Origin of the sequence: Providencia hangzhouensis, from assembly GCF_029193595.2 — a bacterium.
GTDB lineage: Bacteria > Pseudomonadota > Gammaproteobacteria > Enterobacterales > Enterobacteriaceae > Providencia > Providencia hangzhouensis.
The window spans coordinates 356,672-383,032 of the sequence record NZ_CP135052.1 but is presented as its reverse complement, the minus strand read 5'-3'; the positions used below and the strand labels follow the sequence as shown (position 1 = coordinate 383,032).

General features: G+C 43.0%; 19 protein-coding genes. 6 read left to right on the top strand and 13 right to left on the bottom strand.

Annotation, left to right across the window (positions count from 1 at the left end):
* The first annotated feature begins 30 nt into the window (after nt 1-30).
* The 3 genes from kduI to PZ638_RS01680 all read left to right on the top strand — a co-directional run bounded on the left by kduI (nt 31) and on the right by PZ638_RS01680 (nt 2,770).
* Nucleotides 31-861 (top strand): 5-dehydro-4-deoxy-D-glucuronate isomerase, encoded by an 831-nt coding sequence (gene kduI / locus PZ638_RS01690; protein WP_004264427.1) that lies wholly within the window; start codon nt 31-33, stop codon nt 859-861.
* A gap of 68 nt (nt 862-929) precedes the next feature.
* Nucleotides 930-1,685, top strand: a complete 756-nt coding sequence (gene kduD / locus PZ638_RS01685; protein ID WP_036958862.1) for a 2-dehydro-3-deoxy-D-gluconate 5-dehydrogenase KduD — start codon at nt 930-932, stop codon at nt 1,683-1,685.
* A gap of 17 nt (nt 1,686-1,702) precedes the next feature.
* On the top strand, nt 1,703-2,770 hold the full coding sequence (locus PZ638_RS01680; RefSeq protein ID WP_094962836.1) for a glycoside hydrolase family 88/105 protein: 1,068 nt from the start codon (nt 1,703-1,705) through the stop codon (nt 2,768-2,770).
* 174 nt (nt 2,771-2,944) lie between these two features.
* On the opposite strand, the gene PZ638_RS01675 is transcribed toward PZ638_RS01680, so the two are convergent.
* Both PZ638_RS01675 and PZ638_RS01670 read right to left on the bottom strand, forming a co-directional pair.
* A complete protein-coding gene (locus tag PZ638_RS01675) occupies nt 2,945-3,664 on the bottom strand; it encodes an oligogalacturonate-specific porin KdgM family protein (protein WP_004264412.1) in 720 nt (239 codons plus the stop codon).
* A gap of 123 nt (nt 3,665-3,787) precedes the next feature.
* Complete coding sequence (locus PZ638_RS01670; RefSeq protein ID WP_180312309.1) at nt 3,788-5,347, bottom strand: sulfatase-like hydrolase/transferase; 1,560 nt, start codon at nt 5,345-5,347, stop codon at nt 3,788-3,790.
* Nucleotides 5,348-6,237: 890 nt separating this feature from the next.
* Between PZ638_RS01670 and pepT the strand changes: the two genes are divergently transcribed.
* Complete coding sequence (gene pepT, locus PZ638_RS01665; RefSeq protein ID WP_004264401.1) at nt 6,238-7,491, top strand: peptidase T; 1,254 nt, start codon at nt 6,238-6,240, stop codon at nt 7,489-7,491.
* Nucleotides 7,488-8,861, top strand: a complete 1,374-nt coding sequence (gene dcuC / locus PZ638_RS01660) for a C4-dicarboxylate transporter DcuC (protein ID WP_004264398.1) — start codon at nt 7,488-7,490, stop codon at nt 8,859-8,861. Before pepT ends, dcuC begins: the two co-directional genes overlap by 4 nt.
* A 71-nt stretch (nt 8,862-8,932) precedes the next feature.
* Here dcuC and PZ638_RS01655 read toward each other — a convergent pair whose 3' ends face one another.
* From PZ638_RS01655 to secE, 9 genes are all read right to left on the bottom strand, one after another.
* Nucleotides 8,933-9,883, bottom strand: coding sequence for a vWA domain-containing protein (locus tag PZ638_RS01655; RefSeq protein ID WP_004264394.1), 951 nt, complete (start codon nt 9,881-9,883; stop codon nt 8,933-8,935).
* 203 nt (nt 9,884-10,086) lie between these two features.
* A complete protein-coding gene (gene rpoC / locus PZ638_RS01650) occupies nt 10,087-14,310 on the bottom strand; it encodes a DNA-directed RNA polymerase subunit beta' (protein ID WP_094962840.1) in 4,224 nt (1,407 codons plus the stop codon).
* Nucleotides 14,311-14,418: 108 nt separating this feature from the next.
* On the bottom strand, nt 14,419-18,447 hold the full coding sequence (gene rpoB, locus PZ638_RS01645) for a DNA-directed RNA polymerase subunit beta (RefSeq protein ID WP_004264386.1): 4,029 nt from the start codon (nt 18,445-18,447) through the stop codon (nt 14,419-14,421).
* 359 nt (nt 18,448-18,806) lie between these two features.
* A complete protein-coding gene (gene rplL, locus PZ638_RS01640) occupies nt 18,807-19,172 on the bottom strand; it encodes a 50S ribosomal protein L7/L12 (protein ID WP_004264384.1) in 366 nt (121 codons plus the stop codon).
* Between the two features lie 60 nt (nt 19,173-19,232).
* Nucleotides 19,233-19,730, bottom strand: a complete 498-nt coding sequence (gene rplJ, locus PZ638_RS01635; RefSeq protein ID WP_004264381.1) for a 50S ribosomal protein L10 — start codon at nt 19,728-19,730, stop codon at nt 19,233-19,235.
* A gap of 334 nt (nt 19,731-20,064) precedes the next feature.
* Nucleotides 20,065-20,766: a 50S ribosomal protein L1 gene (gene rplA, locus PZ638_RS01630; protein WP_004264380.1), complete on the bottom strand. Its 702-nt coding sequence runs from the start codon at nt 20,764-20,766 to the stop codon at nt 20,065-20,067.
* A 4-nt stretch (nt 20,767-20,770) separates the two neighbouring features.
* Nucleotides 20,771-21,199: a 50S ribosomal protein L11 gene (gene rplK, locus PZ638_RS01625; RefSeq protein WP_004264379.1), complete on the bottom strand. Its 429-nt coding sequence runs from the start codon at nt 21,197-21,199 to the stop codon at nt 20,771-20,773.
* A gap of 158 nt (nt 21,200-21,357) precedes the next feature.
* Nucleotides 21,358-21,903: a transcription termination/antitermination protein NusG gene (gene nusG, locus PZ638_RS01620; RefSeq protein WP_004264378.1), complete on the bottom strand. Its 546-nt coding sequence runs from the start codon at nt 21,901-21,903 to the stop codon at nt 21,358-21,360.
* A complete protein-coding gene (gene secE, locus PZ638_RS01615; protein WP_004264377.1) occupies nt 21,904-22,290 on the bottom strand; it encodes a preprotein translocase subunit SecE in 387 nt (128 codons plus the stop codon).
* A 325-nt stretch (nt 22,291-22,615) separates the two neighbouring features.
* Between secE and PZ638_RS01610 the strand changes: the two genes are divergently transcribed.
* Nucleotides 22,616-22,816, top strand: coding sequence for a hypothetical protein (locus tag PZ638_RS01610; RefSeq protein WP_036958857.1), 201 nt, complete (start codon nt 22,616-22,618; stop codon nt 22,814-22,816).
* Nucleotides 22,817-22,910: 94 nt separating this feature from the next.
* Here the strand turns inward: PZ638_RS01610 and tuf are convergent, their stop codons facing one another.
* Nucleotides 22,911-24,095, bottom strand: a complete 1,185-nt coding sequence (tuf, locus tag PZ638_RS01605) for an elongation factor Tu (RefSeq protein WP_004264373.1) — start codon at nt 24,093-24,095, stop codon at nt 22,911-22,913.
* Nucleotides 24,096-24,172: 77 nt separating this feature from the next.
* A complete protein-coding gene (gene fusA / locus PZ638_RS01600; RefSeq protein ID WP_004262483.1) occupies nt 24,173-26,299 on the bottom strand; it encodes an elongation factor G in 2,127 nt (708 codons plus the stop codon).
* Nucleotides 26,300-26,361: the final 62 nt, after the last annotated feature.

Here is a 26,361-nt window from a genome sequence, read left to right as displayed (position 1 = left end):
TACCTATCAGTAAATCATGAGGTATTTATAATGGAAATTCGTCAACCAATTCACAGTGAGCATGCAAAAACACTTGATACTGAAGGCTTACGCAAACAGTTCCTGATCGAGAACTTGTTCCGTGAAGGGGAAATGAATCTCACTTATAGCCATATCGACCGCATTATTGTGGGTGGCATTGTTCCAACACAAAAGCCACTCGCTCTAATGGCAGGAAAAGCATTAGGCGTTGAGTTCTTTCTTGAGCGTCGTGAGCTGGGTGCAATTAATATTGGGGGCGCAGGTCAAGTTATCGTTGATGGCCAATCCTATGATATCGCACCAAAAGAAGCTATTTATATTGGTATGGGAGCCAAATCTGTCGAGTTTATCAGTACTGATACGACTACCCCTGCACGTTTTTATATGAACTGTGCACCTGCACACCATACCTACCCAACACGCAAAATTACTATCGAACAAGCTTCACCAGAAAAATTAGGTAATGTAGAGAATTGTAACGTTCGTACCATCTATAAATTCTTACACCCATCTATTTTACCAACCTGCCAATTATCAATGGGCATGACAGTACTCGAGCCCGGTAGCTTATGGAATACCATGCCATGCCATACCCATGAACGTCGCATGGAAGTGTATCTGTATTTCAATATGAAAGAAGACAACGTTGTTTTCCATTATATGGGTGAGCCTTCGGAAACACGCCACATTGTTGTTCGTAATGAACAAGCCGTCATTAGCCCAAGTTGGTCTATTCACTCAGGCGTGGGAACTGCTGCTTATACATTTATTTGGGGAATGGTTGGCGAAAATCAGGTGTTCCACGATATGGATCATGTCGCCATGAAAGATCTGAAATAACCCTTTTATCTTTTTTAACATAATAAAAAACGATGTGGCAGTACTGTCACATCGTAAGTGAGGTACAGATGAACTTATTTGATTTAACAGGAAAAGTTGCGATTGTCACTGGATGTAATACCGGTTTAGGTCAAGGAATGGCAATTGGTTTAGCACAAGCAGGCGCAGATATTGTTGGAGTTGGCATCCAAGATGCTCCTGATACACGCGCTCAAGTCGAAGCTTTAGGCCGTAAGTTTCACTACATTATTATGAATTTAATGGAACAAGACGGGTTACAAACTTTGGTTGATGATGCGGTATCCGCCATGGGCCATATTGATATCCTTGTCAATAATGCGGGTATTATTCGCCGTGAAGACTTATTAGAGTTTAGTGAAAAAGATTGGGACGATGTGATTAATATTAATCAAAAAACCTTATTCTTTTTATCTCAACGTGTTGCACGCCAATTCGTGAAGCAAGGTAATGGTGGGAAAATTATTAATATTGCCTCAATGCTCTCATTCCAAGGTGGTATTCGGGTTCCATCTTACACTGCAAGTAAGTCAGCCGTCATGGGGCTCACTCGTGCTCTCGCTACTGAGCTTTCCCAATACAACATTAATGTGAATGCGATTGCCCCAGGTTACATGGCAACAGACAACACGGCAGCACTGCGCGCTGATGCGGATCGCAACGCAGCTATCTTAGAGCGCATTCCTGCGGGCCGTTGGGGAACTCCTGAGGATTTAGCAGGGCCAGCCATCTTTTTAGCCTCCAAAGCAAGTGACTATATTAATGGTTATACCATTGCTGTTGATGGTGGCTGGTTAGCTCGCTAACCCATCTGGAGAAAATAATGGAACAATCATCATTACCAAAACTATTACAACGTAATACGGTTTTAGATGATATGAAACGGGTTTACCGTTATCAATCAAAAAACCAAGTACGCAGTGTACTTCGTCGTAGTGGCAAAACCCGTTTTATTAAAGATACGGACTGGGAACGTGGTGTTCTGTGGTCTTGTGTTGCTGCTGCATGGCAAGCAACACAGGATAACGAATATCTCGCTGGTGTATTGGATTACACATTACATACTGGATTTCGTACAGGACCTAACCCGCGTTTTGCCGATGACCATGTCTGTACTCAAGCCTATTTAGCTGTAAGTTCGCAATTTGATCATCCAGAAATCCTTGAACCCACTATTAATGCATTCAACCTTATGTTAGCAGAGCCAAAACCAGGTCGAGAAGACTGGTGGTGGTGTGATGCACTCTTCATGGCTCCCCCTGCTTTTGCCGCGTTATCAGCTAAAACAAATGACAATCGCTACTTAGACTACATGCATACCGCTTATTGGGATGCGATAGAACATTTGCGTGATCCTGAAACTGGCTTAATTTATCGCGATTATCGCTACATTCCTGATGGCAAGGGTGGTGAATTACGTGAAAAAAATGGTGAAAAAGTATTTTGGAGCCGAGGTATTGGTTGGGTCATTGCATCTATCCCACGTATTTTACAATCGTTACCTAAAGAGTTTCCTGCCCGCCAGCAATATGTAAATTTATTTACCGACCTAATGGAAACTGTCATTCAATACCAACAAGAAGATGGTTTCTGGCGCACTAGTTTACTTGATCCCCAAAGCTTCCCTGCCCCTGAAAGTAGTGCCACTGCATTATTTTGCTATGGATTAGCGTGGGGCTTAAACCAAGGTTTACTGGAAGAAGCACGCTACCTGCCTCTGCTCGAAAAATCATGGTGTGCACTACAAAACTGTATTCACCCCAATGGAATGCTAGGTTGGGTACAGCTTCCGGCGTTCAACCCACGAGATGTCAAATATGACCATAATATGGATTATGGAGCTGGAGCCTATTTATTAGCAGCAAGTGAAGTTATTAAACTCAAAATTTGATTCATTACAACCCGATTTACCATTGCTCAAGTTGTCATTTCATTACTTTCTTTTGGCCAATTTATTGGCCATTTTTCTTGTTTTTCAGTATTTATTCTTTTCTCTTCTTTGCAAACCGGCAATAAAAAACCCACGATCACTCGTGGGCAAATATATATTTATATGAAAATGATATTACCAAGTATATTGAATACCCACACGGAATCGTGTTTGACGGTCACTTGAAAACCTATTTTCTTTCACATTGCCCACTTCAACAAATGGGCGCCATAACGCACCATCATCTGCTTTAATATCATAACGAAGGCGAACGTTGTGTTGATAATCGAATTTCTTATCATTATAAAGAGGTTGAGCATTGTCAGCCATTTCCCACATTAAATCCAATTGATACTGTAAATCTAAGTTACCCCATTTGTAACCTATCCAGCTATCAAACTCTTGGATTTTAGAGTGATAATTACTGCCATTCTCTCCTACTTGACCATAATCCCACACTTTCCATTTATAACGGCCTTGTAAACGAATACCATTATCGAATGTATAATTTAAACGGACATAAGGAACATAAACTAAACCTAATTTATCGAAATCAAGAGAAGCACCGACAAGCCCCACTAAATTTGGATTCAATTTTGTATAATAAAAAGCTGAAAATTCCGAACCATCAATTTTCATTGCGTCATAAGCACCATCTTTATTTCCATAGCGTGCATCTAACTCAAATCCAATATTTTTCCCTGTATCCAAAAAAGCTTTAATTCTATCTCCGCTTTTCCCTGATGCGTCTAAATATTGATGACGATATTCAATTGTTGTTTTATAGTTATTTGCGAGAGCATATTGTGATGAAATTGAAAATAATACTGCACTAGCAATAATTAATTTTTTCATTATCTTTATTCCAAAGCTGTGTACTATTTAAGCACGAGGATAGTGATTCCCTGTTTTATTAGAGAATAATATTTTCATTTTTTTAATTAATGCCACCTAGTTTATTAGGTGGCAAAAAATGATTTATTTAACTTCACAAGCTGAAACTTTTTTATTTAATTTATTTGTTGTTGCTGTAATAAACTCTGTTGGTCTCCAAGAATCACCGGTTTTTTCTAACCACGGTATAAGCTCTTCTTTAATTAATTTATCAATAATGGGTTTGTTCTCATCTGCCACATTTTTCATTTGATAAGGATCATTCACATTATCATAAAGCGTATATTTCAGTGGTTGCCCATCCTGACGGTCAATAACCAATGTATGTGTTTTCGTTCTCACGCCACGTTTACCAAACGAAGGTTCACCATACGGAATAAATAAATAAAGTTGAGAGTTAGCGACTTCCCCCTCACCAGTGACTACACGTTCAGCTAAATTACTTCCTTCAACTGAGCCAGGGATCCATTGCTCTAACCCCAATAAACCTAGAATCGTTGGGTAGATATCCGGCGCTGACATTAATGCATCATCTTGCCCTGGTTGAATTTTACCCGGTAACCGAAACATCATCGGAACACGCATCGACTCATCATAAGGGTTATTTTTTGTCGGCTGGCCATTTGCGCCAAGACAACTACCATGATCAGAGAAGAAAACAACCAATGTATTATCCGCAAGCCCTTGTTTTTCAAGCTCATCAACGATGCGACCAAATTGTTCATCAACGCCGTTTACCATCGCCAGATATTCTTTGAAATATTGAGGTCCATAGCCTTCTTGGTATTCCACATCCCATTTAACATTTGGCCGAGTATTTAACTCTTGCGAGGTTTTTCCTTTATAGGCATCGAGATACTTTTGTGGAACTTGGTCATACGGTGAATGCGGAGGGTTCATAGAAACAACCAGCGCAAATGGCTTGGTATTATCACGGTACTGCCCATTTTTATTTTGTAAGAATTTTATGGCTATATCCGCTTCGTGCTCTGGTCCCCATTGGTCTACATAAATCGGTTTTTCCCGTGGTGTATTATTGGCCCAATACATCGGTTTCATATGCAGATCATATGTGCCGTAGGAGTACCAAAAATCAAAGCCATGGCGGCGGTTTGGAGCAGCCCATTCATTCCAATAACGACCTTCCATTGGGTTATTATAGCTTTCAATAAAAGGTGCATATGGCGCATCTAAATGCCATTTACCAATATATCCCGTGCTGTAATCCAATGATTTCAAAACATCAGACCAACAATTGGCATAAGGTGATAAATCAATCCCTACCTTTCCACCATAATCATGTGCGTTGCCTGTAATACCGTTACGAACAGGATATTGCCCAGTCATAAACATGCCACGGAATGGGGAACATAATGGGTAATTGGATGCCATCTGCGTCATGACTTTCGCTTGTTTGGCAAACTTATTTAAATTAGGGGTAATTGACGGGTCTTCTCCCATAAATTGTAATGCATGGGCACGCATCTCATCAGGGAATACTATCAATAAGTTAGGGGCGTTATCGGGTCGGTAAGGCTTAATATTTGAAGGTTTTCCATCATTGGCTAAAATGGGACTAGAAACCGACATTGCTGCACCGCTGGCTGCTAATCCTTTTATAAAGGTTCTGCGCGAAACAGTCATTGCTTCATCCTCTTTTGTTTACGTTTTCTTTCGTTTTTGATTAATACATATTATTTATACTTTTGCATAATATCAAAAAGTAAGTGATCGAAAATATCAAAATTCAAGTGGAGATCACAAAAAGTAATCAATTCGTAGAAAATAAGTCAATTTCCCCACAATAAAGATATGATGCAAACTTATGACAATCAAAATTAACATGCTGATTTTTAATAAAAATAAATAATTCAGAGATGCTGAGCACAGAAGTAAAATTTTGCTTGAAAATTACATATCAAATGACGAAGAAATACCTGCCAGTAAATCTTCATTTGCTTTCAATGCAAAAAAGTAGAGGTAATACGAAACAAGACAAAAGAAAATTTTTATCACCATCCTGCAAAAAACAGTCAGTATAAAATTGATTCAATTATCTAAATGAAAGGCAAAGAAATAAAATATCAAAATATGATTTTAAGCATTCATTCCATCTAATTTTCTATTAATTTTGCTAATTAAAAATTTTTATTTCTAGGAAAAATTATCTTTTGAACATCTAACAGCAATATATATTAATTAAATTTAAGATAGGATAAGTTTAAAATAAGGTGTTAAATAAAAAACACATTACGAAAGAATATTCTTACGATTTAATATCAATAATTTAACAATATTATTTAAGACGAAAAATAAGGCAGGAGTAAAGTCGCCCATTTTAATTCATTATTCGAATAATGCCACTATTAATTATCAATTTTATATTCTCACTAGCATTTCTTAGAAAAATTCAACAGGTCTGATATTCAGAATATCTTTAATTGTGATACAAGAATAATACTGTGAAATGAAATTACAGCCACAGATATAACTAATGTAAAACGCATTCTATAAGATGCTGGGGAATAAAAAGAATGAATATTGTTGAGCGGTTTATTTCTTATACCAAAATTAACACCACCACTGATAGGGAAAAGGGTGCGGCAGGAATTATGCCTTCCTCAGAAGGACAACGCGTCCTTGCGAAACAGCTGGTCCAAGAATTAGAAGCTCTGGGCGTTGAAGATATTAAGCTGCGTGACACAGCTATTGTCACCGCAACTTTGCCTTCCAATCTTGATTATGATGTCCCAACCGTCGCTTTCTTCGGCCATTTAGACACTAGCGCAGAACAAACCAATGATACTAAAGCACAAATTTTGCCATACACCGGTGAAGATTTATGCATGAATAAAGAGCTTAATATTTATCTACGTAAGAGTGAGTTCCCTGAATTAGTGAATTACATTGGTGATGACATAATTGTCACTGATGGAACTAGCCTATTAGGTGCTGACGATAAAGCGGCAATTGCCTCTATCATGGATATGCTGCAATACTTTAAGCAAAATCCAGAAATTAAGCACGGCACCATTAAAATTGGTTTCGTTCCAGATGAAGAGCAAGGCCTCCGTGGCGCAAAAGTCTTTGATGTTAAAGAGTTTGGTGCTGATTTTGCCTATACCTTGGACTGCTGCGGTATCGGTGAACTGGTGTATGAAAACTGGAACGCAGGTGATGCCGAAATCATCTTTACGGGTAAATCGGCTCATCCAATGTCCGCAAAAGGCAAACTGGTTAACTCATTATTAATGGCACAAAAATTTATTGCCATGTTACCGGGTGGTGAAGCTCCTGAGTATACCGATGGACGCGAAGGCTATTATTGGGTGAAACAAATGTCAGGTAACAGCGCCCGTACTGTTTTAAAAATGGATGTGCGTGATTTTACCGAAGACGGCTATCGCAAACGTATGGCTTTCTTAAAACAATTAGCAGAGAGCTGCGAAAGCCTTTGGGGAAGCGAAAGTGTTGTTTGTAAGCTATCAGACCGCTACTCTAACGTTTACAATAGCCTACAAGGTGATAACCGTTACCCTATTGATATTGCCGTTGATGCCTACCAAGCTTGTGGTATCACACCAAAAGTCATTCCTATGCGTGGGGGTTATGATGGAGCTGCATTATCGCAAAATGGATTGCCTTGCCCTAATATCTTCACAGGCGCACATAACTTCCATTCAATCTATGAATATTTACCCGTTAAATCCCTACATGCCGCCAGCGATGTATTAAAACAAGTGGTACAAATCACCGCAGAACGCTTCAAACCAGGAGCTAAAGCATGATCCCAATTCTAACGGTTCTGATTATCGTTGTTTTGGTTGCGCGATTTATTTTAAAGGGGTACAAAGCTGAGCCAGTACTATTAATCGCTGGCTTAGTATTGATGATATTCACCCTAGCCCTTGGCTGGGGTCCAATCCTCCCTAAAAATGTCGCCACCACTGGTATCACTTGGCTCGACCCATTTGAAGTCATGCGAGATTTATTCAGTAGCCGCGCAGCGGATCTCGGTTTAATGATCATGGCATTGATGGGCTTTGCGCACTATATGGACCATATCGGTGCCAATGAAGCGGTAGTACGTGTTGCAACTAAGCCACTGAAAAATATGCGTTCCCCTTATGTACTGCTATTTTTCTCTTTCTTGCTGGCGAGTATCTTGCAGTTAGCTATCCCATCAGCAACAGGCTTAGCCGTATTATTAATGGGAACCATGTTCCCAATTATGATTGGTTTGGGATTATCACCTGCTTCTGCGGCTGGGGTTATCGCAACTTCTCTTGGGGTGGCTTACACACCAACCGCGATTGATGCCATTCGTGGTGCGAAAGCGGTCGATATGTCTGTCGTTGAGTATGTGCTTTACTATCAAGGGCCAGCGGCATTAGCCACTGTATTGGTCGTCGGTATTACCCATATTTTCTGGCAACGTCACTGTGACCGAAAACAAGGTTTCGTACCTGAAATTGGTAAAGCCGTTCAGTCACATGAAAAAGAAGAAATTACTAAGTCAGTTCCTGGATATTATGCACTTCTTCCTATGCTCCCCATTATTATGGCAGTAGGAACGTCCAATTTGTTCTTTTCCGGTATTCACTTAGATGTTGTGACTATCGTGCTGATTGCGATGGCCATTTGCATGGTGATTGAAACACTTCGCGTACGTAATTTTAAAGCGGTTTGTAATGGCTTCCAAACATTTCTAAATGGTATGGGTCATGCATTCAGTAATGTGGTCGGCTTATTGGTTGCCGCTGGAGTGTTCGCTCATGGTATTAAAGTCAGTGGAGCAATTGACCAACTGATTTTAGGTGCTGAATCCGTCGGCTTGCCACCATTTGCCATGGCGATTGTGTTCGCACTCGTCACACTTGCCGCTGCTATTATTATGGGTTCAGGTAATGCGCCATTCCTCGCGTTCGTTGAGTTAATTCCACAAATTGCACATAGTATGGGCGTTAACCCTATTGCAATGATTTTACCAATGCAACAAGCCTCACACATGGGCCGAGGTATGTCCCCAGTCGCGGGGGTAATCATTGCCGTATCCAGTGGTGCAAAACTGCAGCCATTTGATGTGGTAAAACGAACCGCCGTGCCGCTGATGGTAGGTTTTGTGGCTCACTGTGCGATCATTGGTATTTTTTACTAATTACTATATTTACCATTCACATAATTAAAGCGGGAAATATTCCCGCTTTTACTTTTTCTAGCTAACCAATTCTAATGTTTACACTGACAATCTGAGTGGTCATCATGCTTGGGATCAGGGCAGCAAGAATCTATGGTCTTTTTTATAATATCAGACAATGTATTCACAGTATTTATAATGAGTGGCAAGTTTTCACAGACAGAATCACACTCTGAAAGCCTTCGATCTGGTTTGGCTGGTGGTATTAAGCTATCACATAATATTTCCTGTAAAACCAACGAGAAATTTGCAATCCCTGTGGTGTAAATGTACGCACGTCCGTCGGTTTCTTTGGCTAGTCGTTCATACTCCCTCGTCACGTTATCTCTATCAGCAAGAGTCGGAAAACGATCTAGATTTGTTGGGCTATCATCCGGTGTACCTTGGTAGGTATACACCTTAATTCCTCTTTCTTGAGCGACAGATATGGCTTCATTATTTTTTGCAATCGCAGCACGAGTAAGAATTCCACCGCCACCTTCCATCCCTTCATCACCCAGCACAAAAATAGCCCTACGCGCATCATCTCGCCAATCAAAGTGTTTACTAATATCAATAACCGCACGACATAAATCTTCTTTATTTCCAGCATGATCTCGCCCATCGGATTCTTTAAACGGTAATCTTGCTTGCAGATCCCTTTCGTTCGCACCGATCTTAATTAAATATTCACTGGCAGATTGATCAAACTTCGTATTTGCCCAAGTCCCTTCGATACCTAAAAATGTCGCCCGAAGGTGGGATGGACACTTTGCTGATGCCGCCTCAATCGTCGCATCAATCTGTTTACTTAAATCCCCTGCCTCATCAGACATTGAGCCACTAGTATCAATAACAACAACTAAATCTAATGCAATTTGCCCATTTCCCGTCACTATCTGAGATGTATTTATGGCCCCTAATGAGTCTGATAATATTCCATGATAAGCCGAGAGATTAGCTTGATTCACATCAACCTGTTCATTTGTCTTTTTTTTATCCATCGCATATTCCTATTAAATAATTTAAAAATAATTTTTATTACCGTTTATTTTTAGCCAAGCAATTTATTATTCATTTTTTTTACTGCTGGATATATTTTAAAAATAGAAATACGCGTTACATATTCAGATAAACCTAAGACATAAAAAAAGCCAGTACCTTTCGGCACTGGCTTTTGTCAGGCGTTTTACAGTGAAATCAGAAATTAGTTCTGGTTGTCACTGCTAAAACCTGCATTTAACAGCTCAGCTAAGTTTGCTGTTGCTTCGTCTGCACTGACTTGTGGTGCATCCACAACGTCGTTCAGATGACGGCGGCGGATACGGTCTTGGTGATACGCAAAACCAGTACCTGCTGGGATCAGGCGTCCAACAATTACGTTTTCTTTCAGACCACGTAATTCGTCACGTTTACCCGCAACTGCGGCTTCAGTCAGTACGCGTGTCGTTTCTTGGAACGATGCTGCTGAGATAAAGGATTCTGTTGCCAGAGATGCCTTAGTAATACCCAACAGGTCACGAGCAAAATTCGCTGGAATTTTGCCTTCTTGTTCCAGTTTACGGTTAGAAACTTTAACACGTGAGTACTCGACTTGTTCACCTTCGAGGAATTCAGAACTTCCTGCATCCGCGATAGTCACTTTACGCAGCATCTGACGAACGATAACTTCAATGTGTTTATCGTTAATCTTAACGCCTTGTAAGCGGTAAACTTCCTGAACCTCGTTAGTGATATAACGCGTAACAGCATGGACACCACGCAGACGCAGAATATCGTGTGGAGATTCTGGACCATCGGAAACCACGTCACCGCGTTCAACGATCTCACCTTCGAACACGTTGAGTTGACGCCATTTAGGGATCATCTCTTCGTACGGATCGCTACCATCTAATGGTGTGATAACCAGACGACGTTTCCCTTTGGTTTCTTTACCAAACGAGATAATACCGCTGATTTCAGCCAAGATTGCAGGCTCTTTCGGACGACGAGCTTCGAACAAGTCAGCTACGCGTGGTAGACCACCCGTGATATCTTTAGTACCCACAGATTCTTGTGGAATACGCGCTAAAGTATCACCCGCATTAATAGCAACGCCATCGTCTAACTGAACAATTGCTTTACCCGGTAAGAAGTACTGAGTTGGCATGTCCGTGTTAGGGATAAGAACATCGTTACCATTTGCGTCAATAACACGCAGAGCAGGACGCAAGTCTTTACCACCACTGGTACGTTCCGCAGTATCCAGAACAACGATTGAAGACAGACCGGTTAATTCATCAGTCTGACGCGTCATTGTTTGACCATCAAGCATGTCAGAGAAGCTGATGAAACCAGAAACTTCACTGACGACTGGCATGGTATGTGGATCCCAGTTCGCAACAGTTTCGCCGCCCGTTACAGCCTCGCCATCACCTTTGGTCAAGTGTGCACCGTAAGGGACTTTATAGCTTTCTTTCGTACGACCGAATTCGTCAATCAGACGCAGCTCTGTATTACGTGAAGTAATAACCAGTTTGCCTTCTGTGTTAGTAACGAATTTCGCGTTAACCAGCTTCAGAGTACCTGTGTTACGGACTTGAATGCTAGATTCTGCCGCCGCACGAGATGCCGCACCCCCGATGTGGAACGTACGCATCGTTAACTGTGTACCCGGCTCACCGATTGACTGTGCCGCGATAACACCGATAGCTTCACCTTTGTTGATGATATGACCACGAGCAAGGTCACGACCATAACAGTGAGCACACACACCGAAGTCAGTTTCACAACTTACAACTGAACGAACTTTAACGCTGTCGACTGAGTTAGCTTCTAACAGGTCACACAGTTTTTCGTGCAGTAATGTATTACGTGGAACCAGAATATCTGCCGTTCCTGGGATCAGGATATCTTCTGCAGTCACACGACCCAATACACGCTCACGCAGTGGTTCTTTAACGTCGCCACCCTCGATAACCGGAGTCATCAGGATACCTTCATGAGTTCCACAGTCGTCTTCAGTCACAACCAAGTCCTGTGCAACGTCAACTAAACGACGAGTCAGATAACCGGAGTTCGCTGTTTTCAATGCGGTATCGGCAAGACCTTTACGCGCACCGTGCGTAGAGATAAAGTACTGAAGAACGTTCAGACCTTCACGGAAGTTTGCCGTGATTGGTGTTTCGATGATGGAGCCATCTGGCTTAGCCATCAGACCACGCATACCTGCTAGCTGACGAATCTGAGCTGCAGAACCACGAGCACCGGAGTCGGCCATCATAAAGATACTGTTGAAAGAAACTTGTTGTTCTTCGACGCCATCACGGTTAATAACCGCTTCAGTCGACAAGTTTTCCATCATCGCTTTAGCAACACGTTCGTTTGCTGCTGCCCAGATATCGATAACTTTGTTGTAACGTTCGCCTGCTGTTACCAGACCAGACTGGAACTGTTCCTGAATTTCTGCAACTTCAGCTTCTGCTTCGGCGATGATCCCAGCTTTTTTCTCTGGAATAACCATATCGTCGATACCAACTGATGCACCAGAACGTGCCGCATAGGCAAAACCGGTATACATGATTTGGTCAGCAAAAATAACAGTAGGCTTCAGGCCCAGAACACGGTAACAGGTGTTCAGCATTTTGGAGATAGCTTTCTTACCTAACGCTTGGTTTACCAGAGCATAAGGCAGACCTTTCGGTACGATCATCCATAAAATTGCACGACCAACAGTGGTGTCAACTAAACCAGTGTTGATTGTAATGTTACCTTCCGAATCTTTTACTTCTTCAGTGATACGGACTTTAACGCGGGCATGCAGTGATGCATGACCTGAACGGTAAACACGCTCAGCTTCTTTAGGACCGGCTAATACCATGCCCTCGCCTTTCGCGTTTACGCAGTCACGTGTCATGTAGTAAAGACCCAATACAACGTCCTGAGAAGGAACGATGATCGGCTCACCACTTGCAGGTGACAGGATGTTGTTGGTTGACATCATCAACGCACGTGCTTCTAACTGAGCTTCCAGAGTCAGAGGAACGTGTACCGCCATTTGGTCTCCATCGAAGTCGGCGTTATATGCCGCACAAACGAGTGGGTGCAATTGGATAGCTTTACCTTCGATAAGAATAGGTTCGAAAGCTTGGATACCCAGACGGTGAAGTGTTGGTGCACGGTTCAACATGACTGGGTGTTCACGGATGACTTCATCCAAGATATCCCAAACAACCGCTTCTTCGCGCTCAACCATTTTCTTCGCAGCTTTAATGGTTGTAGCCAGACCACGTAATTCTAATTTGCCATAGATAAATGGTTTGAATAACTCAAGAGCCATTTTCTTCGGCAGACCGCACTGATGCAGGCGCAGGTATGGACCTACGGTGATAACAGAACGACCTGAGTAGTCAACACGCTTACCAAGTAAGTTCTGACGGAAACGACCTTGTTTACCTTTGATCATATCTGCCAAAGATTTCAGAGGACGTTTGTTAGAACCAGTGATTGCGCGACCACGACGACCGTTATCTAACAGGGCGTCAACCGCTTCTTGCAGCATACGTTTTTCGTTACGTACGATGATGTCTGGCGCAGCCAGATCCAGAAGACGTTTCAGACGGTTATTACGGTTGATTACGCGACGATATAGATCGTTCAGATCTGATGTTGCGAAACGACCACCATCCAGTGGAACTAATGGACGCAGATCCGGTGGTAATACTGGCAGCACGTTTAAGATCATCCACTCTGGTTTGTTACCAGATTGAATAAATGCTTCCAGCAGTTTGATACGCTTAGTCAGCTTCTTACGCTTAGTCTCAGAATTAGTTTCGTTTAACTCTTCACGCAGCGTTTCACACTCGTTCTCAAGATCGAGGTTTTTCAGCAGGCCTTGGATTGCTTCCGCACCCATTTTCGCATCAAATTCGTCACCGAACTCTTCCAACGCATCTAAATATTGCTCTTCTGTCAGAATCTGTGCACGCTCAAGGCTAGTCATACCGCCTTCAACAACCACATATGATTCAAAGTACAGAACGCGTTCGATATCACGCAGTGGCATATCAAGCAGCAAACCGATACGGGATGGCAGTGATTTTAAGAACCAAATGTGTGCAGTCGGAGATGCAAGTTCAATGTGACCCATGCGCTCACGACGGACTTTGGTCTGTGTAACTTCTACGCCACACTTCTCACAAATCACACCGCGGTGTTTTAAACGTTTGTACTTACCGCACAGACATTCATAGTCTTTTACTGGCCCGAAAATACGCGCACAGAAAAGACCGTCACGCTCAGGTTTGAACGTACGGTAGTTAATGGTTTCTGGCTTTTTAACTTCACCGAATGACCATGAACGGATCATATCAGGTGATGCCAGAGCAATCTTGATAGCATCAAACTCTTCGGTCTTGGTTTGCGCTTTCAGAAACTTTATTAAGTCTTTCACAAAATGCTCCTGTCGGAGTTAGACCTGTCAGGTGAGTATTCAAAGACACTCTCCCCAAATCCCAGTGCTTACATGTGCCGGAAAGCAAGCTTTCCGGCATAAAACGAATTACTCGTCTTCCAGCTCGATGTTGATACCCAGTGAACGGATTTCTTTCAGCAATACGTTGAAAGATTCCGGCATACCAGGTTCCATCTGATGGCTACCATCGACGATGTTTTTATACATCTTCGTACGGCCGTTAACGTCATCCGATTTAACTGTAAGCATTTCTTGAAGAGTATAGGCTGCACCGTATGCTTCCAGTGCCCACACTTCCATCTCCCCGAAACGCTGACCACCGAACTGCGCTTTACCACCCAGCGGTTGCTGAGTAACCAAGCTGTAAGAACCTGTTGAACGGGCATGCATCTTATCGTCAACCAAGTGGTTCAGTTTCAGCATGTACATGTAGCCGACAGTAACTTGACGCTCAAAACGCTCGCCAGTACGACCATCGAATAATGTAATCTGACCTGAAGTCGGCAGACCGCCCAGTTTCAGCAGTTCTTTGATTTCTTTCTCTTTCGCACCATCAAATACTGGTGTTGCAATTGGCATACCTTTTTTCAGGTTCTCAGCCAAACGCATAACTTCTTCGTCAGTGAAAGTGTTCAAATCAACTTTCTGGCGTGGATCATCACCTAAATCGTATGCTTTTTGGATAAACTCACGCAGTTTGGCAACTTCTTCTTGCTGTTTAAGCATAGCATTGATTTTCTCACCAATACCTTTCGCTGCCATCCCTAAGTGGGTTTCCAAAATCTGACCGATGTTCATACGTGATGGTACGCCCAGCGGGTTCAGAACGATATCAACTGGGTTACCGTTTTCATCGTAAGGCATGTCTTCAACTGGGTTGATTTTTGAGATAACACCTTTGTTACCATGGCGACCCGCCATTTTATCACCCGGTTGGATCTGACGTTTAACAGCCAGATAAACCTTAACAATTTTCAGTACACCCGGTGCTAAGTCATCACCTTGAGTAATTTTACGACGTTTTGCATCGAGTTTTTTCTCGAACTCAGATTTCAGTTCGTCATACTGTTCAGCTAATTGCTCTAACTGGTTTTGCTTCTCTTCGTCTGCTAAAGATAACTCTAACCAACGGTCGCGAGGCAGTTTGTCCAGTTTTTCAGCTTCAATTCCGCCGTTAACCAGTACAGAACGGATACGTGCAAACAGGCCAGCTTCGAAAATACGCAGCTCTTCTGTTAAGTCTTTCTTCGCATCACGTAACTGAGTTTCTTCGATCTCTAATGCACGTTTGTCTTTCTCTACACCGTCACGGGTAAATACTTGTACGTCAATAACCGTACCAGATACACCGTTAGGAACACGTAAAGAAGAGTCTTTAACGTCTGATGCTTTTTCACCGAAGATAGCACGTAACAGTTTCTCTTCTGGAGTCAGTTGAGTTTCACCTTTAGGTGTTACTTTACCAACCAGAATGTCGCCGCCTTTCACTTCCGCACCAATATACACGATACCGGATTCGTCAAGTTTAGACAGAGCAGCTTCACCGACGTTTGGAATATCTGCAGTGATTTCTTCAGGCCCTAATTTAGTGTCACGAGACACACAAGAGAGCTCTTGAATATGAATAGTTGTAAAACGGTCTTCTTGAACAACACGCTCAGAAACTAAGATGGAGTCTTCGAAGTTATAACCATTCCATGGCATGAATGCCACGCGCATGTTTTGACCAAGTGCTAATTCGCCGAGGTCTGTTGAAGGACCATCCGCTAACACGTCACCACGTTCAACAGGTTCACCTAAAGATACACAAGGCATCTGGCTAATACAGGTGTTCTGGTTAGAACGAGTATATTTAGTCAGGTTATAAATATCGATTCCAGCTTCGCCTGGGTACATCTCATCTTCGTTAACTTTGATAACGATACGAGAAGCATCAACGTACTGAACCGAACCACCACGTCTTGCAACAGCAGTAACACCAGAGTCAACCGCTACTGCACGTTCCATACCTGTACCAACTAATGGTTTGTCGGCACGTAAAGTAGGAACCGCTTGACGTTGCATGTTCGCACCCATCAATGCACGGTTGGCGTCATCGTGTTCAAGGAATGGGATCAGTGACGCACCAACAGAAACAACCTGTTGAGTCGAAACGTCCATATATTCAACCTGTTCACGGCTGAATAAGCTTGATTCACCTTTGTTACGGCAAGTAATCAGTTCTTCAACAAAGCTACCATCATCACCTAAAACGGTGTTTGCCTGAGCAATGATGAAGTTACCTTCTTCAATTGCAGACAAATAATGGATTTCGTCTGTTACTAAGCCATCGCGGACTAAACGGTATGGGGTTTCTAAGAAACCGTACTCATTGGTCTGTGCATAAACAGATAATGAGTTGATCAGACCGATGTTTGGACCTTCAGGCGTTTCGATTGGACAAACGCGACCGTAGTGAGTTGGGTGAACGTCACGTACTTCGAAGCCCGCACGCTCACGAGTCAGACCACCTGGGCCTAACGCAGAGATACGACGCTTGTGCGTAATTTCAGACAGCGGGTTGTTCTGGTCCATAAATTGGGACAGCTGGCTAGAACCAAAGAACTCTTTAACTGCGGCTGAAATTGGTTTCGCGTTGATCATATCTTGTGGCATTAATGCATCGAGGTCGCCCAGAGAAAGACGCTCTTTCACTGCACGTTCAACACGAACCAGACCGACACGGAATTGGTTCTCTGCCATTTCACCAACGGAACGAATACGACGGTTACCTAAGTGGTCGATATCATCCACTTCGCCTTTACCGTTACGGATATCGATGAGTTTACGCATAACATCAATGATGTCTTCTTCACTCAGGATACCTGAACCTTCGATTTCTTCACGGTTCAGTGAACGGTTGAACTTCATGCGACCTACTGCAGACAAGTCGTAACGATCTTCAGAGAAGAATAAGTTATCGAACAGGTTTTCAGCGGCTTCACGGGTTGGCGGCTCACCAGGACGCATCATGCGGTAGATTTCTACCAATGCACTCAGACGATCGTTAGTTGGGTCGACACGAACGGTTTCAGAAATGTAAGCACCGTGGTCTAAGTCATTGGTAAACAATGTTTCGATTGTTTTATGACCAGACTGGCTCAGACGTGCCAACATATCTAAAGAAAGTTCCATGTTCGCTGCACAAATCAGCTCCCCAGTACTTTCATCAATATAGTCTCTAGCAACGACTTTACCTGCGATATATTCAACAGGAACTTCGATGCTATTCACTTCTTCTTTTTCTAACTGACGAATGTGACGTGCAGTGATACGGCGGCCTTTTTCTACATAGACTTTACCGTTCGCTTCGATATCAAATGAAGCTGTCTCGCCACGTAAACGCTCAGGAACCAGCGTCATCATCAGTTTATTATCACGGATTTGGAATACAGTTTTTTCGAAGAACAGATTTAAGATTTCTTCGGTATTGTAATCCATTGCACGCAGAATAATGGTCGCAGGTAATTTACGGCGACGGTCAATACGTACAAACAGGTTATCTTTCGGGTCAAATTCGAAATCAAGCCATGAACCACGGTAAGGGATAATACGTGCGTTATATAGCACTTTACCTGAAGAGTGTGTTTTACCTTTATCGCTGTCGAAGAATACACCAGGACTACGGTGTAACTGAGAAACGATAACACGCTCAGTACCGTTGATAACGAAAGTTCCGTTTTCAGTCATGAGTGGAATTTCACCCATGTAGACTTCTTGTTCTTTGATGTCTTTAACAGTTCCTTCCGGTGCTTCACGCTCATAAACGATGAGACGCAATTTCACACGTAAAGGCGCAGAGTAAGTTACACCGCGAATTTGACATTCTTTAACATCAAAAACAGGCTCGCCTAAACGATAGCTGACATATTGTAATTCAGCATTACCGCTGTAGCTCTGAATTGGAAACACAGAACGGAAAGCTGCTTCCAGCCCATTCTGGCCATCTGGATCTTGCTCGATAAACTTCTGGAACGAGTCAAGTTGGATAGAAAGGAGATAAGGTATGTCCAAAACTTGTGGACGCTTACCAAAGTCCTTACGGATACGTTTTTTCTCGGTATAGGAGTAAACCATAGGTTTCCTCAGCTCGTTGATCAGTGACCCAAGTGGTTAGCTCTTAGTATAAGAGACTGAACCGCAACGCGTTTTTTTATAAGAAACGGAAAATGAATACTTTCCTTAATACTCATTGCTATTACTCTTAAATCATTTCATTGCGTTGCCATTGCTACCGAGCTACCCGAGTGGGTCGTAGCGAAGAACACAGTATATTAAGTCGTCAATAGAAAGAAGTATTGGAGGGTTGTTGTTAACATTAAAACTGCGTGAAAAGCTGTTAACACCCATCACGCTTTACAGCGCAAAAAGGCTGGTGATTAAAAAATCACCAGCCGTCAGCCTAATTAGATTAGGCTGCGTTCTTGAAACTGAACTTATTTAAGTTCAACAGAAGCGCCTGCTTCTTCAAGAGATTTTTTCAGAGCTTCAGCTTCGTCTTTGCTCGCGCCTTCTTTGATGGTCGCTGGAGCAGACTCTACCATATCTTTAGCTTCTTTCAGGCCAAGACCGGTTGCGCCACGAACTGCTTTGATAACTGCAACTTTGTTACCGCCAACAGCTGACAGTACAACGTCGAATTCAGTTTTTTCTTCAGCAGCTTCAGCTGGGCCCGCAGCAACAGCAACAGCTGCAGCAGCAGAAACGCCGAATTTTTCTTCCATCATAGTAATCAGTTCAACAACGTCCATTACAGACATTTCTGCAACTGCATCAAGGATTTGGTCTTTAGTGATAGACATAACAAGTGTTCCTAAAATTCAGAAATAGTTTATACGTTAAAAAGCAACGAAGGAAAGGGCTTATGCAGCTTCTTTCTGATCGCGCAGAGCAGCCAGAGTACGAACCAATTTGCCGGCAGCGGCTTCTTTCATGGTTGACATCAGGCGTGCGATTGCTTCATCGTAAGTTGGGAGAGTTGCCAGACGATCGATATCTTTCGCTTGGATTAACTCACCTTCAAAGGCCGCAGCTTTAATCTCAAATGCTGGATTCGCTTTCGCGAACTCTTTGAACAGACGAGCGCCAGCGCCCGGGTGTTCGTTAGAGAAAGCAATTAAGGTTGGACCGACAAACACGTCTTTCAGTACATCGTAAGAAGTACCTTCAACAGCACGACGGATCAGTGTGTTACGAACAACACGGATATAAACGCCTGCTTCGCGACCTGCTTTACGCAGTTCAGTCATTTTTGCTACAGTTACGCCGCGTGAATCAGCAACAACTGCAGAAAGCGCGCCTTTGGCTACTTCGCTGACTTCAGCAACAATCGCTTGTTTGTCTTGAAGATTTAGTGCCATTAGCTTCTTGCTCCTGGATTAACCGGGAAAACCCGGGACTCACATCACTCAAACACAACATTATGTAAGAGCGCTAAAACACGGTGAGCAGAATAGAATCCAGAATTAAATTCTAGGTATCTCTGTCACCGTCTACGCAGGTAAATTAAGTAGCTATTATAACTAATAAACCACACCTGCGGTCTTGGACGGGGTCTGGAAAGGCCAGACTCCATACCGAAATTCGTGGTTTGTTGGATACATTTTGTGTACCCAACAAACTCAAGGCGTCAAATTTTATACAAATTTGACGCAAAGGTAAAGCCTAATTACCAATTAGCCGAAGCTATAGCAATTAAACTGTCGCTGACAGACCAGCTTGGTCAACAGCAACACCTGCACCCATAGTGGTGGACAGGCTAACTTTCTTGATGAAAACACCTTTAGCAGAAGCTGGTTTTGCTTTTTTCAGCGCGATCAGCAGTGCTTCTAAGTTTTCTTTCAGTTTGTTAGCGTCGAAATCAACTTTACCGATAGTGGTGTGGATGATTCCGTTTTTGTCATTACGGTAACGAACCTGACCTGCTTTAGCATTGTTAACTGCTTCAGCAACGTTTGGAGTTACAGTACCAACTTTCGGGTTTGGCATCAGACCACGTGGGCCTAAAACTTGACCTAATTGGCCAACAACGCGCATTGCATCTGGAGAAGCAATAACAACGTCAAAGTCCATTTCACCAGCTTTGATTTTATCAGCCAGATCTTCCATACCTACCAGTTCAGCACCTGCAGCTTTAGCAGCTTCAGCGTTTGCGCCTTGTGCGAACACAGCAACGCGAACTGAACGGCCAGTACCGTGTGGCAGCACAGTTGCACCACGAACGTTTTGGTCAGATTTACGAGCATCGATGCCCAGGTTGATAGCTACGTCAACGCTTTCTACGAATTTAGCAGTTGCTAATTCTTTCAGCAGTGCAACGGCTTCATTGATGTCATACTGTTTAGTTGCATCAACTTTTTCACGGATATTGCGCATGCGCTTAGTCAGTTTAGCCATTGTCTTAGTCCTCCACTACCAGGCCCATGGAACGAGCAGTACCTTCAATTGAACGCATCATTGCGTCAACATCAGCACCAGTCATGTCCGCAGCTTTAGTTTCAGCGATTTCGCGAATCTGAGCAGAGGTCACTTTACCAACTTTGTCTTTGTTCGGCTTACCTGAACCAGACTTAACGCCAGCTGCTTTTTTCAGCAGAACTGCTGCAGGTGGAGTTTTGGTAACGAAAGTGAAAGAACGGTCTGCGTAAACAGTAATAACAACAGGAATTGGTAAACCTTTTTCCAGGCTGTCTGTTTTTGCGTTGAACGCTTTACAGAATTCCATGATGTTAACACCTTGTTGACCCAGTGCTGGACCAACCGGTGGACTTGGGTTCGCCATACCAGCTGCAACTTGCAGCTTAACGTAGGCTTGAACTTTCTTAGCCATGATATTTCCTCTAGATGGGTGATAGCGCCTTACAGTTTGCAAGGCTCCCCGTTACATTAAACATGCCCCGCACATTAATTTGCGCCGAACATAAAAACAAAAGGCGCGAAATTGTAGTCAAATTTCACGCCTTTTGCAAGTCAGTTTTGTCGTTTAGATTAGGCTTTTTCTACCTGACCAAAATCCAATTCGACTGGAGTTGCACGACCGAAGATAGAAACAGAGACTTTCAAGCGGCTCTTTTCATAATCAATTTCTTCAACCACACCGTTAAAGTCAGCAAACGGACCTTCGCTAACACGAACCATTTCACCCGGTTCAAACAGTGTTTTCGGACGTGGTTTATCACCAACTTGTTGTAAGCGGTTCATGATAGCATCAACTTCTTTATCGCTAATTGGCGCTGGACGATCTGACGTCCCGCCAATGAACCCCATTACACGCGGTACACTACGCACTAAGTGCCAAGAGTCATCATTCATGACCATTTGGACTAAGACATAGCCTGGGAAGAATTTACGTTCACTCTTACGGCGCTGACCGCTACGGATTTCAACAACTTCTTCTGTTGGAACCATAACTTCGCCAAAAGAATCTTCCATAGCATGTAATTTGATATGTTCACGTAAAGATTGTGCTACGCGACCTTCAAAACCAGAGAATGCCTGAATGACATACCAGCGCTTTTTAGGTGAATCGGACATTTAGAATAACCTCAGGCTTGTAATAAATGAAACTAAACGCACCAGGATACCATCTAGTCCCCACAGTATTAATGACATTACAGCCGTTACTGCAGCAACAATTAAAGTAGTTTGTAATGTTTCCTGGCGAGTAGGCCAAATGACTTTTCTCATCTCGACGCGAGCTTCGCGTGCAAACGCCAGTGTTGCTTTACCTTTTGTGGTCCATAAAGCGACAGCACCTGCAATAGCGACAACAGCCACAACTGCAAAAGCACGCAGCGCGAGATTATATTGACGGAAGTAATAATTACCAACAATAGCAATTATTAATAAGGCACAGACAATGATCCACTTGAAGATGTCTGCACTGCGTCCACTTCCTTGAGCTTCGCTATTCGCACTCATAATTCAACCTGTTACCATGAAGTATGTACAAAGCTTGCTTGTTTACAAAGGTAAGCCAACCAAGCCAAACCAATAGAATATGCCAACATATCCCTCAATTACTACAAACTAAGCCTGCAAAAATTTGATAGGGATATCAATAGCATCACCTGCGATCTAAAAAGTAATTAGCCTTGTTAATGGAGGTAATTAGCGTTATTCGTTCTGCAAAAATAACAAGTTGCAGTAACATTTTATTTCGCAAGTACTACGTGTACGTCAGTACTATCACTTTACAAGTGCTACCCATTTCACAAGTGCTATTCCATTTTGCAGGAATTTCAGCATGCCCAGTAAATTTTTTAACTACACCAATCAAGAAAGTGACTTTCTTTTTGTGGCAGCAGTAAAATATACCATATCTTCCGAGCAAAACCTTAATAAATCTCATATAACTGCGCAAAGTAGCCCGCACAGTTATCAATTCGTTGTTTCAGAGCCTATCTCACCAATAATTATACAAATGATTGATGAGATAGGTTCTTAATTTTGCAACGTCTGAATTTTGCAACGTATAAAAAGGACGTCTATTAGACGCCCTTTTTTACTAAGTGGTTCTTTCTTATTCAGAAAGAGCGGTATTATGCAATAATTTTTGCAACAACACCCGCACCTACAGTACGGCCACCTTCACGGATTGCGAAACGTAAACCGTCGTCCATCGCGATTGGGTGGATCAGGGTAACGATCATGTTGATGTTATCACCTGGCATTACCATCTCTACGCCTTCTGGCAGTTCGATAGTACCTGTTACGTCAGTTGTACGGAAGTAGAACTGTGGACGGTAACCTTTGAAGAATGGAGTATGACGACCACCTTCATCTTTGCTCAGAATATAAACTTCTGATTCAAATTTAGTGTGTGGCTTGATTGAACCTGGTTTCGCCAGTACTTGACCACGTTGAATTTCTTCACGCTTAGTACCACGCAGCAGAACACCAACGTTCTCACCTGCACGACCTTCGTCTAACAGTTTACGGAACATTTCAACGCCAGTACAAGTTGTTTTAACCGTGTCTTGAATACCAACGATTTCAACTTCTTCACCAACTTTGATGATACCACGCTCAACACGGCCTGTTACTACTGTACCACGACCTGAGATTGAGAATACGTCTTCGATTGGCAGCAGGAATGGCTTGTCAATTGCACGCTCTGGTTCTGGAATGTAAGTATCCAGGTGGCCTGCTAATTCAACAATTTTCGCTTCCCACTCTGGGTTGCCTTCCAGCGCTTTCAGAGCTGAACCACGAACAACTGGAGTGTCGTCGCCTGGGAAATCGTATTGAGACAGAAGTTCACGAACTTCCATTTCGACTAATTCTAACAGCTCTTCGTCGTCTACCATGTCACATTTGTTCAGGAAAACGATGATGTAAGGAACACCAACCTGACGACCTAACAGGATGTGCTCACGAGTTTGTGGCATTGGGCCATCAGTCGCAGCAACAACCAGAATTGCACCGTCCATCTGAGCAGCACCTGTGATCATGTTTTTAACATAGTCGGCGTGTCCTGGGCAGTCTACGTGTGCGTAGTGGCGAGTTGGAGTATCGTATTCTACGTGTGAAGTAGAGATGGTGATACCACGCGCTTTTTCTTCTGGTGCGTTATCGATTTGGTCGAATGCGCGAGCAGAACCGCCGTAAGTTTTAGCCAGAACAGTAGTGATAGCTGCTGTCAGAGTAGTTTTACCGTGGTCAACGTGGCCGATAGTACCAACGTTAACGTGCGGTTTTGAACGTTCAAATTTTTCTTTAGACACGACTCTATTCCTTATGGAGTTCCCTCTTCACGATAAAGAAGGAACTTAAATTAAAGTAGTTAACCGATAAAAATCGATTATTTAGCGTTACGAGCTTCGATTACAGCTTGTGCAACGTTGTTTGGTGCTTCATTGTACTTCAGGAACTCCATAGAGTATGAAGCACGACCTTGTGTCTGAGAACGCAGGTCAGTAGCATAACCGAACATTTCTGACAATGGTACTTGTGCACGAACGACTTTACCAGTAGGCAGGTCATCCATACCTTCAATCATACCACGACGACGGTTCAGGTCACCAATAACATCACCCATGTAGTCTTCTGGTGTTTCCACTTCAACTTTCATGATTGGCTCAAGCAGAACTGGTTTAGCTTTTTTGAAGCCATCTTTAAACGCGATTGAAGCCGCAAGTTTAAACGCCAATTCAGAGGAGTCAACATCATGGTAAGAACCGAAATGTAAACGAACACCCATGTTAACAACCGGGTAACCAGCTAATGGGCCAGATTTCAGCTGTTCTTGGATACCTTTGTCAACTGCAGGAATGTATTCAGTAGGAATTACACCACCTTTGATGTCGTTGGCAAATTCGTAATCCATTGGAACACCGTCTTTATCGTTTTTGTCCAGAGGGAACATATCGATAACGACATGACCGTACTGACCACGACCACCAGACTGTTTCGCGTGTTTACCTTCGATATCAGTCACTTTCATAGTGATTGCTTCACGGTAAGCAACTTGAGGTTTACCAACGTTCGCTTCAACTTTAAATTCACGACGCATACGGTCAACCAGAACGTCTAAGTGCAGCTCACCCATACCAGCGATGATAGTCTGATTAGTCTCTTCATCACTTGATACGCGGAAAGATGGGTCTTCTTGAGCCAAACGGCCTAATGCGATACCCATTTTTTCTTGGTCAGCTTTAGTTTTCGGTTCGATTGCAACAGAGATTACTGGCTCTGGGAATTCCATACGCTCCAGGATGATTGGTGCATCAACTGCACATAAAGTATCACCTGTAGTTACGTCTTTCAGACCGATAGCAGCCGCGATGTCACCAGCGCGAACTTCTTTAATCTCTTCACGTTTGTTAGCGTGCATCTGTACGATACGGCCAAAACGCTCTTTCTTCGCTTTAACTGCGTTCAGTACTGTGTCACCTGAGTTAACAACACCAGAGTAAACACGGAAGAACGTCAAGTTACCAACGAATGGGTCGGTTGCAATTTTAAATGCTAATGATGAGAATGGCTCATCATCACTTGCGTGACGCTCTGCAGGAGTGTCTTTACCATCGTCCAGAATACCATTAATTGCAGGTACATCTGTTGGCGCAGGTAAGTAATCAACAACTGCATCCAGCATCGCCTGAACACCTTTGTTCTTAAATGCAGAACCACAGGTAACCAGGATAATTTCGCTTGCAAGAACACGTTGACGTAATGCAGCTTTAATTTCTGCTTCAGTCAGTTCTTCACCGCCCAGATATTTTTCCATCAGTTCTTCTGATGCTTCTGCTGCGGTTTCGATCAGGTTGTTGTGCCACTCTTCAGCAGCTTCTTGCATGTTCGCAGGGATATCTTCGTATTCGAAGGTAACGCCCTGGTCTTCATCACTCCACTTGATTGCTTTCATTTTCAGCAAGTCAACAACACCAGTGAACGACTCTTCTGCGCCGACTGGTAATTGCAGTGGAACTGCGTTAGCAGCTAAACGTGATTTTAATTGCTCAACAACACGTAAGAAGTTCGCACCCATACGGTCCATTTTGTTAACGAACGCGATACGTGGAACTTTATATTTGTTAGCCTGACGCCATACAGTTTCAGACTGTGGCTGAACACCACCAACTGCACAGTAAACCATTACTGCGCCATCAAGAACACGCATAGAACGTTCTACTTCGATAGTGAAGTCAACGTGTCCCGGGGTGTCGATGATGTTGATACGGTGTGGCTCATACTGTTTTGCCATACCAGACCAGAATGCAGTAGTCGCTGCAGATGTGATAGTAATACCACGCTCTTGCTCCTGCTCCATCCAGTCCATTGTTGCAGAACCTTCGTGAGTTTCACCAATTTTATGGTTTACACCAGTATAGAACAGAATACGTTCAGAAGTTGTGGTTTTACCGGCGTCGATGTGTGCACTGATACCGATATTACGATAACGTGCTATGGGCGTTTGACGGGCCATTTTTTCCTCTCTCGTGGGCGTTCAATGCTTCATATAAAGGGTAGCAAATGGCTACCCTGAGA

Excerpts from the sequence above, each read along its gene's own strand:
- PZ638_RS01675 (WP_004264412.1), bottom strand. The coding sequence starts at position 3,664 with ATGAAAAAATTAATTATTGCTAGTGCAGTATTATTTTCAATTTCATCA.
- kduI (WP_004264427.1), top strand. The coding sequence starts at position 31 with ATGGAAATTCGTCAACCAATTCACAGTGAGCATGCAAAAACACTTGAT.
- PZ638_RS01655 (WP_004264394.1), bottom strand. The coding sequence starts at position 9,883 with ATGGATAAAAAAAAGACAAATGAACAGGTTGATGTGAATCAAGCTAAT.
- rplA (WP_004264380.1), bottom strand. The coding sequence starts at position 20,766 with ATGGCTAAACTGACTAAGCGCATGCGCAATATCCGTGAAAAAGTTGAT.
- rplJ (WP_004264381.1), bottom strand. The coding sequence starts at position 19,730 with ATGGCACTAAATCTTCAAGACAAACAAGCGATTGTTGCTGAAGTCAGC.
- secE (WP_004264377.1), bottom strand. The coding sequence starts at position 22,290 with ATGAGTGCGAATAGCGAAGCTCAAGGAAGTGGACGCAGTGCAGACATC.
- dcuC (WP_004264398.1), top strand. The coding sequence starts at position 7,488 with ATGATCCCAATTCTAACGGTTCTGATTATCGTTGTTTTGGTTGCGCGA.
- PZ638_RS01680 (WP_094962836.1), top strand. The coding sequence starts at position 1,703 with ATGGAACAATCATCATTACCAAAACTATTACAACGTAATACGGTTTTA.
- kduD (WP_036958862.1), top strand. The coding sequence starts at position 930 with ATGAACTTATTTGATTTAACAGGAAAAGTTGCGATTGTCACTGGATGT.
- rpoB (WP_004264386.1), bottom strand. The coding sequence starts at position 18,447 with ATGGTTTACTCCTATACCGAGAAAAAACGTATCCGTAAGGACTTTGGT.
- rplK (WP_004264379.1), bottom strand. The coding sequence starts at position 21,199 with ATGGCTAAGAAAGTTCAAGCCTACGTTAAGCTGCAAGTTGCAGCTGGT.
- PZ638_RS01610 (WP_036958857.1), top strand. The coding sequence starts at position 22,616 with ATGCCCAGTAAATTTTTTAACTACACCAATCAAGAAAGTGACTTTCTT.
- fusA (WP_004262483.1), bottom strand. The coding sequence starts at position 26,299 with ATGGCCCGTCAAACGCCCATAGCACGTTATCGTAATATCGGTATCAGT.
- PZ638_RS01670 (WP_180312309.1), bottom strand. The coding sequence starts at position 5,347 with ATGACTGTTTCGCGCAGAACCTTTATAAAAGGATTAGCAGCCAGCGGT.
- rplL (WP_004264384.1), bottom strand. The coding sequence starts at position 19,172 with ATGTCTATCACTAAAGACCAAATCCTTGATGCAGTTGCAGAAATGTCT.
- pepT (WP_004264401.1), top strand. The coding sequence starts at position 6,238 with ATGAATATTGTTGAGCGGTTTATTTCTTATACCAAAATTAACACCACC.
- nusG (WP_004264378.1), bottom strand. The coding sequence starts at position 21,903 with ATGTCCGATTCACCTAAAAAGCGCTGGTATGTCATTCAGGCATTCTCT.